Genomic DNA, 13,791 nt, shown 5'->3' on the forward strand with positions numbered 1-13,791 from the left:
GAATCGAATATGGAACTCTCCGCCTTGCGCATCTTTAAAGCGGTGGCCGAGGAGGGCAGCGTGACCTTGGCCGCTTCACGGCTCAACCGCGTGCAGTCGAATGTGTCGGCGCGGCTGACGCAGCTGGAGGAGTCGCTGGGCGTGGCGCTGTTCCACCGCTCCGGCCGCAAGCTGCAGATCACCACCGAGGGCTCGCGCCTGCTGGCCTACGCCGACCGCCTGCTGCAGCTGGCGGATGAGGCGCAGGCGGCGGTGCAGCCGGATCAAAAGCCGTCCGGCCAGTTGCGCATCGGCTCCATGGAGACCACCGCCGCGGCGCGCCTGCCGCAGGTGCTGGCCGCTTTCAACCGCAAGCATCCCGGGGTCGACCTGGTGCTCGATACCGCGCCCACCGATCAGCTGCTGGACGGCGTGCTGAAGCACCGGCTGGACGTGGCGCTGGTGGCCGGGCCGGTGCCGCATCCCGAACTGGAGCGGCGGCCGGTGTTCGAGGAGGAGCTGGTGCTGATCACCTGTCACACGCATGCGCCGGTGACGTCGCCGTACGAGGTTGCGCGCCGCAACCTGCTGGTGTTCCGTAGCGGCTGTACCTACAGGCGCCGTTTAGAGTCATGGTTCGCGGAAGCGGGCGTGGTGCCGGCGCGGGTGTCGGAGTTCGGCACCTTCGAGGCCATCATCGGCTGCGTGGCGGCCGGCATGGGCGTGGCGTTGATGCCGAAGGAACTGGTGGAGCAGCGCAAGCTGGCCAGGTCGGTGCGCCAGCACCAGCTGCCGCCGGCGATCGCCCACGTCGAAACCATGCTAGTGTGGCGCAAGGACGTGCTGCACCATCCGGCGCGGGCGGCGTTTGCAGAGATCTTGGGGGCCTAGGCAAAGCCCCTCAAAAGAAAGGAAACCTTTGAAGAAGAATGTAATCGTTATCAGCGATAGTGCAGAACCTGAGTTTGCAAGAGTTATTGGCAAAGGTCTGGATGAGTTTAACGAACAGGTCGCGGGCTTGAGTGACCGACGCCCCTTATGCGTCATCGTGAGAGATTCCGATAGCAACGAAGTATTGGGGGGCGCGGTTGGAAGGACTTCTCTTGGGCTTGCTTTTTTGGACCTGTTTCACCTGCCGAGTTCTCTGCGGGGTTCCGGATTAGGAACAAAAATCCTTGGGGCGTTCGAAGAGGAGGCCCGCCAGCGGGGTTGCAGTTCGGCGGTGCTTTACACGATCAGCTTCCAGGCGCCCGGATTTTATGAAAAAAATGGATGGCTAAGTTTTGGCGAAATAGCTTCCGAGCGGGAAGGCATCAGCCGCGTGTTCATGACTAAGAAGCTGTAGCACATGGCGAAAATCGCAGCAAAAAATGCCCGACGATAAGGAGCGGACCATTAAACTAGTTTGTAAGGAGTAGCATGATTCACCGTGAACGGCTCACCGCAACAATCGACGGCGACTTTGTCGTTTTCCTCATCGGCATGCGTCTTAATCAGCCATGGAAGGTGCACAAGTGGTGGCCAGTCGCCGCCGCGATGCCACGCATGATTAGCGAGCTGCGGCGCATCTGCCGGCGTGGAAGGCGTTCAATCAGTCCGTCGGTACTGATGGAACGGTCGGCATCTGGCATGAAACCTTCGCCGTAGCTGCCGGGGCCTACGAGAGCGTCTATGTCAACATGCCTGCCTTGGGCTGGGCCGTACCGGCAGTCTGGAAGCGGCGACCGGGCGCAAATCCTGACTATCTTTGGCCGTGCTCGGCCAGCAGCTGTCTTTAGTGTTTTTCCCAGGTACGCACTTTTGTCCAATGATAGAGAGTTAAATGAATCGTAAAATTTTAGCTATTATATTTTTCTCCCTGTTTAACATGGGCAATGGAATAGCTGAAACATTACCAGCCGTTCCGCAGATAGTTCACTTTCAAAGCGGAGGGCGTGAACTCGGCGGGGAGATATTCAAGCCTACGGGCAGCGGCCCCTTTCCCGCGGTCTTATACAATCATGGAAGTGCAGGCGGCATGCTCAACAGCCAGGCGAGCAAGATCATCGGCCCGCTGTTTGCGAGCAAAGGGTGGATTTTCTTCATGCCGTATCGCCGTGGACAGGGGCTGAGCGCGGATGCAGGACCGTACATCCTCGATGAAATCAAGGCGGCGCGGCGACGTGGCGGTCTCCAGGAGGCCTCCGCGACGATGACGCGCCTGCTCAGCACGGAACAACTGGAGGACCAACTGTCCGCGTTGGCCTGGCTCAAGTTGCAAAGCTTTGTGCAGCCAACCCGGATTGCCGTTGCCGGCAATTCCTTCGGCGGCGTCGAAACCGTGCTTGGCGCTGCAAAAGTCCCGTACTGCGCTGCGGTCGTGGCATCCGGCGGCGCCGAGAGCTGGGATGAGTCACCCGAACTTCAGGAAGTCATGAAGGCTGCCGTGCGCACCGCAAGCAGCCCGATGCTATTTTTCCAAGCAGCCAATGATTTCAATCTCGCTCCCAATGAAGTGCTGTCCTCTGAGCGGAAGCAAGCCGGCAAACGAGTCGAGGTAAAAACCTATCCGGCTTTTGGAAACTCGGCTGCCGAGGGTCATAGCTTTGCCTATCGGGGAAGCTCAACCTGGTTCCCGGATGTCTTGGACTTTATCGACAAGAATTGTATTTGAAGTCACTTGAGCGTTTGGGCCAGATCCGCAGGCGGCTGATTATCTAATTGTGAAGCCGCGCCAGCTCTGCGACGACTTGTTCGAGCGTCGTCGTCCCTGCCCATTCGACCGAGGTGGGATCGCTCTTGATGTCGATATGCGAGCAATTGAGGCCGCGGGTCATTTCGACGAAGCCAGCAAGGGCGGCCTTTGAGAAACCGGCATCCGCCAGCGCTTCGGGCCACTCTGTTTCTGGCAGAACCGCCACGCCGACAGGCTTCCGGAGCGCGATTGAGATAATGGCGGCGACATCATCGGGAGCGTAGTCTTTCGGCCCCGAGAGAGTGACGATTGCGGTCCCTGTCCTTTTCTCCAGCAACAATGCAGCGGCGGTGCTACCGACATCGGCTGTGGCCACCATCGGGAGAGGACGCTGTGGTGGTGCCAGAAAGGTCGGCAGAGTGCCGCTGCGCATGGCCTGTCCGATCATCGGCATCCAGTTCTCCATGAAATATGCCGCGCGCAGGAAGGTGGTGGAAACACCGGTTTCGCCCAAACGCCGCTCGAACATGCGGTTCATCCCGATCCATCCTGTTCCGCCGTCACGGTCGGCACCCACCGAGGAAAGCGCCACCAGTCTGGGCACGTCAGCCGCCACCGCGGCGCGCGCCGTGGTATCGGCAATCAATTCTGCCCACTCGAACAGGTCTTCCCGATTGTATTGCTGGGGGCTGACGACATAGGCGCCCAGGACCCGGCTGAGCGCCTTGGTCATCGAGGCCAGGTCCGTCAGGTCGGCCACGACAACCTCCGCGCCGCGTTCGGCCCACGCTCGGCCCTTGACTGGGTCGCGCACCACGACGCGCACAGGATGGCCGGAACGCAGCAGCGCGTCGGCGGCAGCGGCGCCGGTACGCCCGGTCACGCCGAATATTACGTAAGGAAGGGGGGAGGAAGCAGTCATATAAAAATCTCCTTTTCAGATGAAACTGAATGGTGCATGATCGCTCGACATACACCAATGGCATGAAAGTCATAGTCAACATGCACCAAGTGGATTTATCTACGGTCGACCTCAATCTGTTAAAACTGTTCGAAGCACTGGTTCGGGAGCGAAGCGTCACCCAGGCGGGTCTCCGCCTGGGCTTGAGCCAACCGGCCGCCAGCCGCGCGCTTGGGCGACTGCGCACGATGCTGGGTGATCGCCTGCTTGTCCGCGGCAAGTTCGGTCTGGAACTAACTCCCCGCGGTGAAGCGCTGGCGGGCCCGGTAGCCAAGCTGTTGGACGATGCCCGAGGGATCATCGCGCCGACCGTCTTCGATCCCGCCTCCGCCACGGGGCGCTTCACGATCGCAGCTCACGACCACCTGAGCCTGACGGTCCTTGCTGGCTTGATCGTCCGCTTCGGGCGCCATGCGCCTGAGCTAAGTCTCCATATCGCGCAACCTGCCGGGGACAACGTGCGGCTTATCGAGCAAGGGGGCGCTGATCTCGCACTGGGTATTTTCAATACACTGCCCGGCAGTCTTCATCGACGCGACCTCTACGCCGACAGCCTGGTATGCGTGGTGAGGCCCGAGCACCCCGGTTTGGCGGACGGACTCAGTCTGGAGCGCTATGTGACCTTGCGTCACGTTGCCGTGACCATTTCCGGGGTGGGAGAGAGCGCGGTCGACGTTGCGCTCTCGGCACTGGGGCTCACTCGCCACGTCGCGCTGCGAGTTCCCCACTTTCTTGCCGGCGCGATGTTGGTGGCCGACAGTGACATGATACTCACGCTGCCAAGTCGTTTGGCACGCCTGCTTGCGGAAAGGCTCCCGCTCGCACTCCTGGACCTGCCGCTACAGGTTGCGCCCTTGTCGCCGGCGATGATCTGGCACGAGCGTTACCATCGAGACCCCGCCCATATGTGGGTCAGGCAACAGCTTGTCGACGTCGTCGCGGCGTTCAGTTGTGCTGCCCATGGTTCACTCAGGAGCGTGGCAGCTTCTCAATCAGGAAATCGACAAAGGTCCGCACCCGCAGCGACAGATGGCGGGCGTGCGGATACAGCAGGATAAAGGGCCGTGACGTGCCGCCGTGCTGCGGCAGCAGCTCCACCAGGTCGCCGCGCGCCAGGTCCTGCTCGACGATGAAGCGGTAGGTCTGCACCAGCCCCGCGCCGGCGCGCGCCAGCGTGACGATGCCCAGCACATCTTCCGAACAGCATAAGCCGCCGCCGGTCGGCACGTCGACCTGCGCGCCGTCCACCATGAAGGGCCAGGGGATGCGCTTGCCGGTGCTGGGCAAATCGAACTGTACGCACTCGTGGTTCTGCAGGTCCTCCAGCTTTTTCGGCTTGCCGGCGCGCTTCAGGTAGGCGGGCGCCGCCACCAGCACCAGCTCCGCGTCTTCCAGCTTGCGCGCGATCAGGTTGGAATCGGCCGGCGAGCGGCCGCGTATCGCCAGGTCGTAGCCTTCGTCGGCGAAATCGATGTTGCGGTTGCTGACGTGGATATCCAGCGTGACCTCCGGGTAGCGGCGGCGGAACTCGCCCAGCAAGGGCAGCAGGCGGTAGTGGGCGTATGGCGTCGGCGCGCTGATGCGCAGTGCGCCGGCCGGCTTGGCCTGGCCGCCGGTGACCTGGCGTTCGGCGTCGGTCAGCTGCGACAGCGCCTGGCGGCATTGCTCGAAGTAGAGGCGGCCGCCGTCCGTCAGGCGGATCTGGCGCGTGGTGCGCACGAACAGGCGCACGCCGAGCCGCTCCTCCAGCCGGGCGATCGAGCGGCTGACCGCGGCCGGCGTCACGCCGGCCGCGGTGGCGGCGGCGGTGAAGCTGCCCAGTTCCGCCGCGAAGCAGAACAACTCTATGCTCCCCAGCAGGACATCGTCGAAATAGCGCTTCATATCGGCCTCAATTGATTACATGGTGTATCAATTATCTTGCATTCCGCTGTCTTTATCAACGTGCTGCTCAAAAGTATAGTGAGTTCCATGGCGTCGAGAACGCTACCCACGAAACTTCAAGGAGCATCAAAATGAAAACTGTTATCGTCACTGGCGCATCGAGCGGCATCGGCTTTTCCATCGCCGAGGCTTACCTGAAACGCGGCTACAACGTCGTCGGCAACGCCCGCACGCTGGACCGCCTGCAAACGGCCGCCGCCAAACTGGGCAACCCGTCCAACTTCCTGCCGGTGGCCGGCGACATCGCCGAACCGGCGACGGCCAAGGCCCTGTTCGAGCGCGCCATCGCCGCTTACGGCAAGGTCGACATCCTGATCAACAACGCGGGCATCTTCGTCGCCAAGCCGATCGCCGATTACTCGCAGGCTGATGTCGAAGGCATCGTCAGCACCAACCTGATGGGCTTCTTCTATCCATCGCAGGAAGCGGCCAAGCACATGAGCGCCAACAAGCAAGGCCATATCGTCACCATCACCGCCAGCCTGGCGATACAGCCGACATCCAAAGTGCCTGCGCTGCTGCCGATCCTGATCAAGGGCGGGCTGAATCATGCCACGCGCGGCCTGGCGCTGGAACTGGCCGGCGCCAACGTCAAGGTCAACGCGGTGGCGCCCGGCATCATCAGCACTCCGATGCACGGCACCGACGAAGGCACGCAGTCCTTCCTGAAGGGGCTGTCGCCGAGCGGCGAGATGGGCAGCACGCAGGACATCGTGGACGCCGTGCTGTACCTGACCGAGTCGAGCTTCACCAGCGGCGTGGTATTGCCGGTAGACGGCGGCGCCACCGCCGGCACCTGGTAAGGAGACGGCCATGCCTTACGTGAATATCCGTGTGACCAATGAGGGCGTGACGTCGGCGCAGAAACTGAAGCTGATCGAAGGCGTCACCGACCTGTTGAGCGAGGTGCTGAACAAGGACCCGGCGACCACCTTCGTCATCATCGACGAGGTGGAGACCGACAACTGGGGCCTGAACCGCGAGAACATCACCACGCGCCGCAAGCGCGCCAAAGCCTCAGAGTGATGCCGCCATCTGTTCGAGCGCGGTCCGGTGAAGTATGACGAAGCCGCGCTCGCGCAACTCCACCCAGCCACGCCGGCGCATGGCGCTGAGCGTGCGGCTGACGGTGGCGGCGGTCAGGCCGAGATAATCGCTGATCTCCTCGCGCGACATCGGCAGCGGAATATGGCCTTCCGGTTTCGGCGGCAGCGGCGCGGGGCCTGCGCGCTGCAGCAGGAACAGTGCGACGCGCTGGCTGGCGCTGGCGCTGCGCAGGATGGATGCGGTCAATTGCTGGTGGTCGATCTCCGCGCTCAGCATGGTGCTGAAGCGGTCGGCGGCGCCCGGCTGTTGCCGCATCAGCGCCGACAGCTGGTGATAGGGGACGGCGTCGATGTGGCAGCCGGTGAGCGCCAGTGCCGATGTCTGGCGTTGCTGCTGTCCCAGCGCTTCGATGCCGACCCAGTCGCCCGGCTGCAGGAAGTCGACGATGCGACGGACGCCGTCGCGGCACTGCTGGTACAGCTTGATATGGCCGATGCGGATGAAGTAGATTTCATCGCGGGTGGCGTCGTTCATCTGGAACAGGTGGGCGCCGCGTTGCAGCTGCAGCGGCCTGCCAAGCTGGTTGTGCACAATGTCCATGATCATGCCGCTGCCCGCCCTTCGATCTGAGGATGTCCCGGTGCCCGGACATCCGCCAGCCGATGCAGCGCGGGCGCATCGAGCAGCGTGACGTCGCGGCGGCACAGCTGCAACAGCGCGCGCCGTTTGAAATCCAGCAGCAGCCGGCTGACGCATTCGGGCGTCACGCCCAGGTAGCTGGCGATATCGCAGCGCGACATCGGCAGGCGGAACCGGACTGCGTCGCCGCCGTTGCCTGTCTGCCGTTGCGACAACGACAGCAGCAGGTCGGCCATGCGTTGTTCGGCCCGGGTATCGCGCAGCATCAGCGTGGCGCGCTGTTCGCGCCCGATCTCGCGGCTCAGCAGATTGTGCAGGCTGGGGCGCAGCGTCGCGTGACGGCTCCAGCGGATGCGGCACACTTCACTATCTTCAAGCGCGACGACGGTGTTGGCGTGCTGCCGCCGTCCCAGCGTTTCCAGTCCGATGAATTCCGATGCCACCGCGAAGCCGACGATTTGCGGCGCGCATTGCGGCGCCGCGCGCAGGATCTTGAAGCTTCCCGAACGGATATTGTAAATGTGGCCGCCGGCCGCATCGCCGGCCTGGTAAAGAATGGTGTGGCGGTCGATGCGGATATGCGGGCTGTCTGCCGGATCGCCATCCGCGATGCCCTGGCACAAGCCATGGTGCGCGCAACTGGCGCAGGAGCTGCCTCCGTTGGATTTGTTCATGTCGTCCACTCCGGTGTTATTTGCTTGCATGGTAGAAGTGTCGAAGCGCAAAATCCTTGATGTGGATCAAATTTTTTCTTGATGAATATCAGTACTCTTTGGCAACTGATCACAAGTAATGCTATTTAGGAATTGAGCCATGAACCAGACCGCCGCACATGATGCCCTGCGCGCAGAGTTGCGCATCGCCGCCGTGGCCTTCGAGGCGTCGCAAGGGATGATGGTGACCGATGCGCACGGCCGCATCTTGAAGGTGAACCAGGAGTTCACCCGCATCACCGGTTACGATGCCGACGAGGTGGCCGGCAAGACGCCGGGCCTGTTGAACTCCGGCCGCCACGCGCCCGACTTCTACCAAGCCATGTGGGCGGCGATCGCCCGCGATGGCCGCTGGGCGGGCGAGATATGGAACCGTCGCAAGAACGGCGAGGTGTATCCTGAATACCTGAGCATCGCAGCCGTACGCGACGACGCCGGCGCGGTTTGCAACTACGTCGCGTCGCTGGCCGATATCACGCTGAGCAAGGCCGCCAATGATGAAATCCGCAGCCTGGCATTTTATGACCCGTTGACGCATCTGCCCAACCGCCGCATGCTGCTGGAGCGCTTGCGCCAGATGCTGGCCGGCGGCGCGCTGCATGACCAGTACGGCGCGTTGATGTTCATCGACCTGGACAACTTCAAGGCGCTCAACGACACGCTTGGCCACAACGTCGGCGACCAGTTGCTGCAGCAGGCGGCGGATCGCTTGCAAGCAGGTTTGCGCAAGGGGGACACCGTGGCCCGGCTCGGCGGCGACGAATTCGTCGTGCTGGCGGAAGGCTTGAGCGGCAATGCGCGGGAAGCGGTGGGCGAAGCCGAAGCTTTGGGCGCCAAGGTGCAGGCCTCGCTCAACCTCCCGTACACGCTGGGCGAACATCAAATCCACAGCACATGCAGTATCGGCGTCACCTTGTTCCACAACGGCGAACCGCCGTCGCCGGTCGAATTGCTGAAGCAGGCGGATATCGCCATGTACCAGGCCAAGCAGGCCGGCCGCAATGCGATGCGCTTCTTCGACCAGCAGATGCAGGACCGCGTCAGCGCACGGGCGCAGCTGGAAACGGATCTGCGGCGCGCGATCGACCTGGGCCAGTTCAAGCTGTACTACCAGGTGCAGGTCGATCAGCTGGGCATGCCCCTCGGCGTCGAGGCCTTGATACGCTGGGTGCGCGAGGACGGCTCGCTGGTTTCGCCGGCCAGCTTCATTCCGCTGGCCGAGGAGACCGGCCTGATACTGCCGATCGGGCATTGGGTGCTGGAGACGGCGTGCGCCCAGTTGCGGACATGGCAGTCGGTTCCAGGGATGGAGCACATGATCCTGGCGATCAATGTCAGCGCGCTGCAATTCCATCAGCCGGGTTTTTGCGACGACGTGCGTTCGGCGGTCGAACGCTGCGGCATCGACCCGCGCAAGCTCAAACTGGAGCTGACCGAAGGCATGCTGCTGGAAAAAATAGAGCACACCATCACCGCCATGCGGCGGCTGAAGGAGATGGGGGTGCGCTTCGCACTGGACGATTTCGGCACCGGCTATTCATCGCTGCAGTACCTGAAGCGCCTGCCGCTGAACCAGTTGAAGATAGACCAGTCGTTCGTGCGCGACCTGGCCAACGACGCCAGCGACCAGGCCATCGTGCGCACCATCATCGCGATGGCGCGCAGCCTGCAGCTGGATGTGATCGCCGAGGGCGTCGAGACATCGGCGCAACGCGAGCTGCTGGAGCAGATGGGCTGCCTGCGGTACCAGGGCTATTTGTATGGCAGGCCGGTACCGGCATCCGAGCTGGAGGTGTTGGCCGCGCCGGATTGCATCAGCCCAGCGCTTCGGCCGGGCCGAAGAACTCGTAGAAGGTTTGCGACGGCGGCACGCCCAGGTCCCGCAGGTGCGACTTGATGGCCTTCATGAATGGCGTCGGTCCGAGGAAGTAGGCGTCCACGTCGCGCGTTTCCGGCAGCCAGGCGCCCAGCTGCTGCTGGTTCAGGTAGCCGGTGGCGTGCGGCTGCGGGCCGGCGTCGTTGGCCGCTTCGTAGCAGTAGAAGCGCTGCAGTTGCGGGTGTGCCGCCGCCAGCGCGTCGATGTGATCGCGGAAGGCGTGCACGCCGGCGTGGCGCGCGGCGTGGATGAAATGGATCTTGCGGCCGGTGGCCAGCGCCGCCGTCAGCATGGCCAGGGTCGGCGTGATGCCGACGCCGCCGCTGATCAGCACCAGTGGCTTGTCGCTGGCGTTCAGCAGGAACTCGCCCGACGGCGGGAACAGCTGCAGGCTGTCGCCGACGCCCACGTGATCGTGCAGGAAGTTGGACACTTTTCCGCCTGGTTCGCGCTTGACGCTGATGCGATAGCTGCTGCCGTTGCTGGCGGCGGACAGCGAATACTGGCGGCGCGCTTCCTCGCCGTCGACCGTCGCCAGCAGGCCGATGTACTGGCCCGGCTGATGCGCCATCACCTTGCCGCCGTCGACCGGCTCCATGACGAAGGAGGTGATCTCGTCGCTTTCCACCGTCTTCGATACGATCTTGAACTCGCGCGCGCCGCTCCAGCCGCCTTCCGCCGCCGCCTGCTCTTCGTAGATGCTTTGCTCGGCACCGGCCAGGATGTCGGCCAGTTGGCCGTAGGCGGCAGCCCAGGCATCGATCACCGCATCGGTTGCCGTCTCCGCGCCCAGCACTTCGCGGATCGCCTTCAGCAGCGAGGCGCCGACCATCGGATAGTGCTCGCGCTGGATCCGCAGCGAGACGTGCTTGTTGATGATGGTCGATACCAGCGGACCGAGTTGCTCCAGGCGGTCGATATTCTTCGCGTACATCAGCACCGCGTTGGCCAGCGCGCGCTGCTGGTTGCCGTCCTGCTGGTTGGCCTGGTTGAACAGGGGCAGAACCTGTGGGAAGTCGCGGAACAGCGTCAGGTAGAAATGTCGGGTCAGGGCTTCGCCGCCTTGTTCCAGGATGGGGACGGTGGCGCTGATGATGGCTTTTTGTTCGGTGCTGAGCATTTTATGGTCCATGTGTGGTTTCGACATAAACAAGTATATCATATGAATCTTTAAGCGCAACAACAAGCGCAATGAAAATCAATGCGCTTGCGGGAGCTGCCTTAGAGATCGAACTTCAGTTCAGCCACGTAGGTCCGTTGCGGATACGGGTGGAAGTTCCAGTATTTGTAGTTGTTCAGGTTATCGATCCCCAGCGCCAGGCTCCATTGCTGGCTGATGCGGTAGCGCGCGCGGACATCGGTAGTGAAGTATTTGCTGGCGCCCTGGTAGGTGAAGCCGTTGACGTCCGTGTTGTCCAGCGTCGAATACTGGCTGCCGCTGTAGCGCGCCGCCAGCGTCAGGGAGAGCTTGTCCGTGGCCGCGTAGTTGGCCACGCCGGTGGCGCGCCACTCGGGAATGCGCGGCTGCCATTTGCCCACGCTGGCCGGGAGCTTGTCATTGCGGACGATTTTGGAATCGGTCCAGGTCAGGCTGGAACTGAGGCCCAGGCCGCGCAGCCAGACGTCGTCCGCCGTGTAGGCCGCCTCCAGTCCCTTGGTGCGGATGCGGTCGACGTTCTGGATATTGTTGACGTTGGGCGTGACCAGCACGTTGGTCTGCGAGTACAGCGCGTCGCTGGTACGCTCGCCGAAGGCGGTCAGGCGCAGCAGGCCGGCGGCGAGTTTGCGTTCGGCCGTCAGTTCCGAGGTCCACGATTTTTCCGGCTTCAGGTGCGGATCATTGTTGGTGGTCTGGCCGGCTGCGTTGACGCCGCCTTGGTACAGCTCGGACACGGTCGGCATGCGCACCGCGCGGCCCAGCGAGGCTTTCAGCACCCAGTCCTCATTCGCCTGGTAGGCCAGTGCGGCTTTCGGCGACAGATGGTTCTCGCTGCGCTCCGGATACGGCGCGGTCCTGGTGGCGTTGGAGATGGCGCCGTCATGGGCGTGCCAGTGTTCGTAGCGCATGCCGAGCACCGTCTTCCACGACGGCGCGAACTTCCAGCTGTCCTGCGCATACAGGCTGTTGGTCTCGCTCTTGCCGGTGAAGGCGGCATTGCGCGCGCCGGGCGCGCCGGCGATCCAGTCGCTGGTGGCGTTCTCGATGCTGGCCAGTTTGTAGGCTTCGCGCTGATAGCCGAATTCCGCCACGTGTGCTGCGTCCGGGCGCCATACGCCCTTTGCCGACAAGGTGTTCCAGCCGGTGCCGCCCTGGTTGACGATGCGTCCCGCGCCGCCGGCCGATGCCGCCGGCAGTGCGGTGGTGGCGGCGCGCAGGATGTCCTTGTCGTAGTCGTACAGGCTGGCGGCCAGCTCCCAGTCGAACACGCCCCTGGTGCTGGACTTGAGTGTCAGGCCGTGCATGAGGTGCTGCAGGTTTTCGTTGGACAGGTTGAAGTCCGTCGCGCCCAGCGCGTAGCTGCGGCCGCCGATGTTGACGGCGCCGCTGTAGACGGCCAGGCCGCCGCCGTCGCGCAGGTAGCTGGATGGACGGCCTTCGGAGTCGTTGCGCCACAGGCCGAAGGTGTAGCTGGCGCGCAGCGTCGGCGAGAAGTCGTAGGCCAGCTTGGCCTTCAACTGGTCCTGCACCGTGTGGTACTGCGTGGCGGCGCCGAGTATCAGCCAATCCTTGTTGGCGCGGTCCTGGCCGGCGACGGCGCCGGTGACGGGCGTGCCGGTCGATCCCGGCGTGCCGGCGCCGAGCAGGCGGGTAGGGAAGGTCAGCGGCTGGCCGTCGCTGTCGGTGCGGTTGAGGTCCACGTACCACGACCAGCCGCCCTGGCGGTCGCCGAGCGAGAAGCTGCCTTGCTTGCCCTGGTAGCTGTCGCTGGTGCGGTACAGGTCGAAGGGCTGATGCGTCAGCGTCAGCTTGGCGTGGGCTTCGAATCTGGTCGGCATGCGGGTGACGTAGTCGACCACCGCGCCGACCGAGTTGCCGCCGTAGGCCGCGGAGAAGGGGCCATACAGCACATCGACGCGCTCGATCTGCTCCGGGCTGACCATGCCCCAGCGGGGCGCGAACGTGGCGCCGTTGCCGAGGTAGTTGGACAGCAGGATGCCGTCGGCGTACACCATCGAACGCGCGCTGTTGCCGGTGCCGGAGGCGCGGGTGGACAGCACGGCGTGGTTGTAGTCGCCGATGTAGCGCTTGCGCACCAGCAGGCTGGGAAGGTATTTCAGCGCGTCTTCTGCGTCGGTGGCGTTGATGGTGCGTTCGACTTCTTCCTTGGTGATGCCTTCGATGGTGGTCGGGATCTGGGTCGGCAGCGAAGTAGGGCGGTTGCCGGAAATGGTCACGGTGCCCAGTTGGTGGATCGGTGCGTCCTGCGCGCAGGCGGCGGACGAGAAGGCGGCAAGCAGCGCCAGCGCCAGTGGAGACATGGTCGGTTTCATGGTGTTCCTGATGGTTCGATGACAGCGGCCGCGCGCGATCTCTATGGTCGGCGGGCGGCGCGATTGTGTACAGCTGTAGGGCTAACGGTCAGGAAATGGCGGGCGGGCCGCGCGGATGGGAGGCGGTCCAGTTGTGCAGCGGTTGCGGCGCGCTGTAGAACAGCGGCGGATAAAAGTCATGGCCGGCGATGACGGACAGGCCGGTCGCCGTTGGCGGCAGCAGCGCCAGCGAGCCGCCGTGGGTGGCGCAATACGGACAGTGCTCCATGCCGTGCATCGGCGGCGACGGCGCTTTTTTGGCCGGGTCGACCGAGCAGATGTCGGCATAGCCATAGGGCGTCGATGGCGTCAGCGCATGCGAAATCGTCGGCGCAATGGCGCTGAACAGGACGGCCAGCATGGCGATCCAGATGTGCAGCGTTTGACGTTTCAGACTTTTCAGCATGGCGGCATTATATCTCAGGCC

At 63.4% G+C, this 13,791-nt stretch carries 14 protein-coding genes and 1 pseudogene; 8 read left to right on the top strand and 7 right to left on the bottom strand.

Annotated elements, in window-relative coordinates; all coding sequences use genetic code 11:
• Positions 1 to 9: 9 nt before the first annotated feature.
• From ACSQ3S_RS16045 to ACSQ3S_RS16060, 4 genes and pseudogenes are all read left to right on the top strand, one after another.
• Positions 10 to 870 (top strand): LysR family transcriptional regulator, encoded by an 861-nt coding sequence (locus ACSQ3S_RS16045; protein ID WP_176650558.1) that lies wholly within the window; start codon positions 10 to 12, stop codon positions 868 to 870.
• 28 nt (positions 871 to 898) lie between these two features.
• Positions 899 to 1,324, top strand: coding sequence for a GNAT family N-acetyltransferase (locus tag ACSQ3S_RS16050; RefSeq protein WP_176650559.1), 426 nt, complete (start codon positions 899 to 901; stop codon positions 1,322 to 1,324).
• A gap of 137 nt (positions 1,325 to 1,461) precedes the next feature.
• Positions 1,462 to 1,757 (top strand): annotated as a pseudogene (locus tag ACSQ3S_RS16055) (monooxygenase family protein).
• A gap of 44 nt (positions 1,758 to 1,801) precedes the next feature.
• The gene (locus ACSQ3S_RS16060) at positions 1,802 to 2,632 is read left to right on the top strand and encodes a dienelactone hydrolase family protein (RefSeq protein WP_176650560.1); all 831 of its coding nucleotides are present in this window, start codon (positions 1,802 to 1,804) and stop codon (positions 2,630 to 2,632) included.
• A gap of 43 nt (positions 2,633 to 2,675) precedes the next feature.
• Here ACSQ3S_RS16060 and ACSQ3S_RS16065 read toward each other — a convergent pair whose 3' ends face one another.
• Positions 2,676 to 3,575, bottom strand: a complete 900-nt coding sequence (locus tag ACSQ3S_RS16065) for an NmrA family NAD(P)-binding protein (RefSeq protein ID WP_436142999.1) — start codon at positions 3,573 to 3,575, stop codon at positions 2,676 to 2,678.
• Between the two features lie 29 nt (positions 3,576 to 3,604).
• Between ACSQ3S_RS16065 and ACSQ3S_RS16070 the strand changes: the two genes are divergently transcribed.
• A complete protein-coding gene (locus ACSQ3S_RS16070; protein ID WP_436143000.1) occupies positions 3,605 to 4,672 on the top strand; it encodes a LysR family transcriptional regulator in 1,068 nt (355 codons plus the stop codon).
• Here the strand turns inward: ACSQ3S_RS16070 and ACSQ3S_RS16075 are convergent.
• Positions 4,584 to 5,498, bottom strand: a complete 915-nt coding sequence (locus ACSQ3S_RS16075) for a LysR substrate-binding domain-containing protein (protein ID WP_436143001.1) — start codon at positions 5,496 to 5,498, stop codon at positions 4,584 to 4,586. The genes ACSQ3S_RS16070 and ACSQ3S_RS16075 overlap by 89 nt on opposite strands.
• A 131-nt stretch (positions 5,499 to 5,629) precedes the next feature.
• Here ACSQ3S_RS16075 and ACSQ3S_RS16080 point away from each other — a divergent pair, with 131 nt between their 5' ends.
• Together ACSQ3S_RS16080 and ACSQ3S_RS16085 are read left to right on the top strand one after the other, a co-directional pair.
• On the top strand, positions 5,630 to 6,361 hold the full coding sequence (locus ACSQ3S_RS16080; protein ID WP_176650563.1) for an SDR family oxidoreductase: 732 nt from the start codon (positions 5,630 to 5,632) through the stop codon (positions 6,359 to 6,361).
• 10 nt (positions 6,362 to 6,371) lie between these two features.
• Positions 6,372 to 6,584, top strand: coding sequence for a 2-hydroxymuconate tautomerase family protein (locus ACSQ3S_RS16085; protein ID WP_176650564.1), 213 nt, complete (start codon positions 6,372 to 6,374; stop codon positions 6,582 to 6,584).
• Here ACSQ3S_RS16085 and ACSQ3S_RS16090 read toward each other — a convergent pair.
• Positions 6,576 to 7,211 (bottom strand): Crp/Fnr family transcriptional regulator, encoded by a 636-nt coding sequence (locus ACSQ3S_RS16090; RefSeq protein ID WP_436143002.1) that lies wholly within the window; start codon positions 7,209 to 7,211, stop codon positions 6,576 to 6,578. The two genes, ACSQ3S_RS16085 and ACSQ3S_RS16090, sit on opposite strands and share 9 nt — an antisense overlap.
• Positions 7,208 to 7,918 carry a Crp/Fnr family transcriptional regulator gene (locus tag ACSQ3S_RS16095; protein WP_436143003.1) on the bottom strand — a complete coding sequence of 237 codons (711 nt, stop codon included), beginning with the start codon at positions 7,916 to 7,918 and terminating at the stop codon, positions 7,208 to 7,210. The genes ACSQ3S_RS16090 and ACSQ3S_RS16095 overlap by 4 nt, the downstream gene beginning before the upstream one ends.
• 139 nt (positions 7,919 to 8,057) lie before the next feature.
• Here ACSQ3S_RS16095 and ACSQ3S_RS16100 point away from each other — a divergent pair, with 139 nt between their 5' ends.
• A complete protein-coding gene (locus ACSQ3S_RS16100) occupies positions 8,058 to 9,854 on the top strand; it encodes a putative bifunctional diguanylate cyclase/phosphodiesterase (RefSeq protein ID WP_436143004.1) in 1,797 nt (598 codons plus the stop codon).
• Here the strand turns inward: ACSQ3S_RS16100 and hmpA are convergent.
• From hmpA to ACSQ3S_RS16115, 3 genes are all read right to left on the bottom strand, one after another.
• A complete protein-coding gene (gene hmpA, locus ACSQ3S_RS16105) occupies positions 9,772 to 10,953 on the bottom strand; it encodes an NO-inducible flavohemoprotein (RefSeq protein WP_436145030.1) in 1,182 nt (393 codons plus the stop codon). The genes ACSQ3S_RS16100 and hmpA overlap by 83 nt on opposite strands.
• Positions 10,954 to 11,054: 101 nt before the next feature.
• The gene (locus ACSQ3S_RS16110; protein ID WP_436143005.1) at positions 11,055 to 13,325 is read right to left on the bottom strand and encodes a TonB-dependent receptor; all 2,271 of its coding nucleotides are present in this window, start codon (positions 13,323 to 13,325) and stop codon (positions 11,055 to 11,057) included.
• Positions 13,326 to 13,413: 88 nt separating this feature from the next.
• Positions 13,414 to 13,770, bottom strand: a complete 357-nt coding sequence (locus ACSQ3S_RS16115; RefSeq protein ID WP_436143006.1) for a DUF2946 domain-containing protein — start codon at positions 13,768 to 13,770, stop codon at positions 13,414 to 13,416.
• Between the last annotated feature and the right edge of the window lie 21 nt (positions 13,771 to 13,791).

Origin of the sequence: Duganella sp. LjRoot269 (assembly GCF_964254095.1) — a bacterium.
Classification (GTDB): domain Bacteria; phylum Pseudomonadota; class Gammaproteobacteria; order Burkholderiales; family Burkholderiaceae_D; genus Rugamonas; species Rugamonas hordei.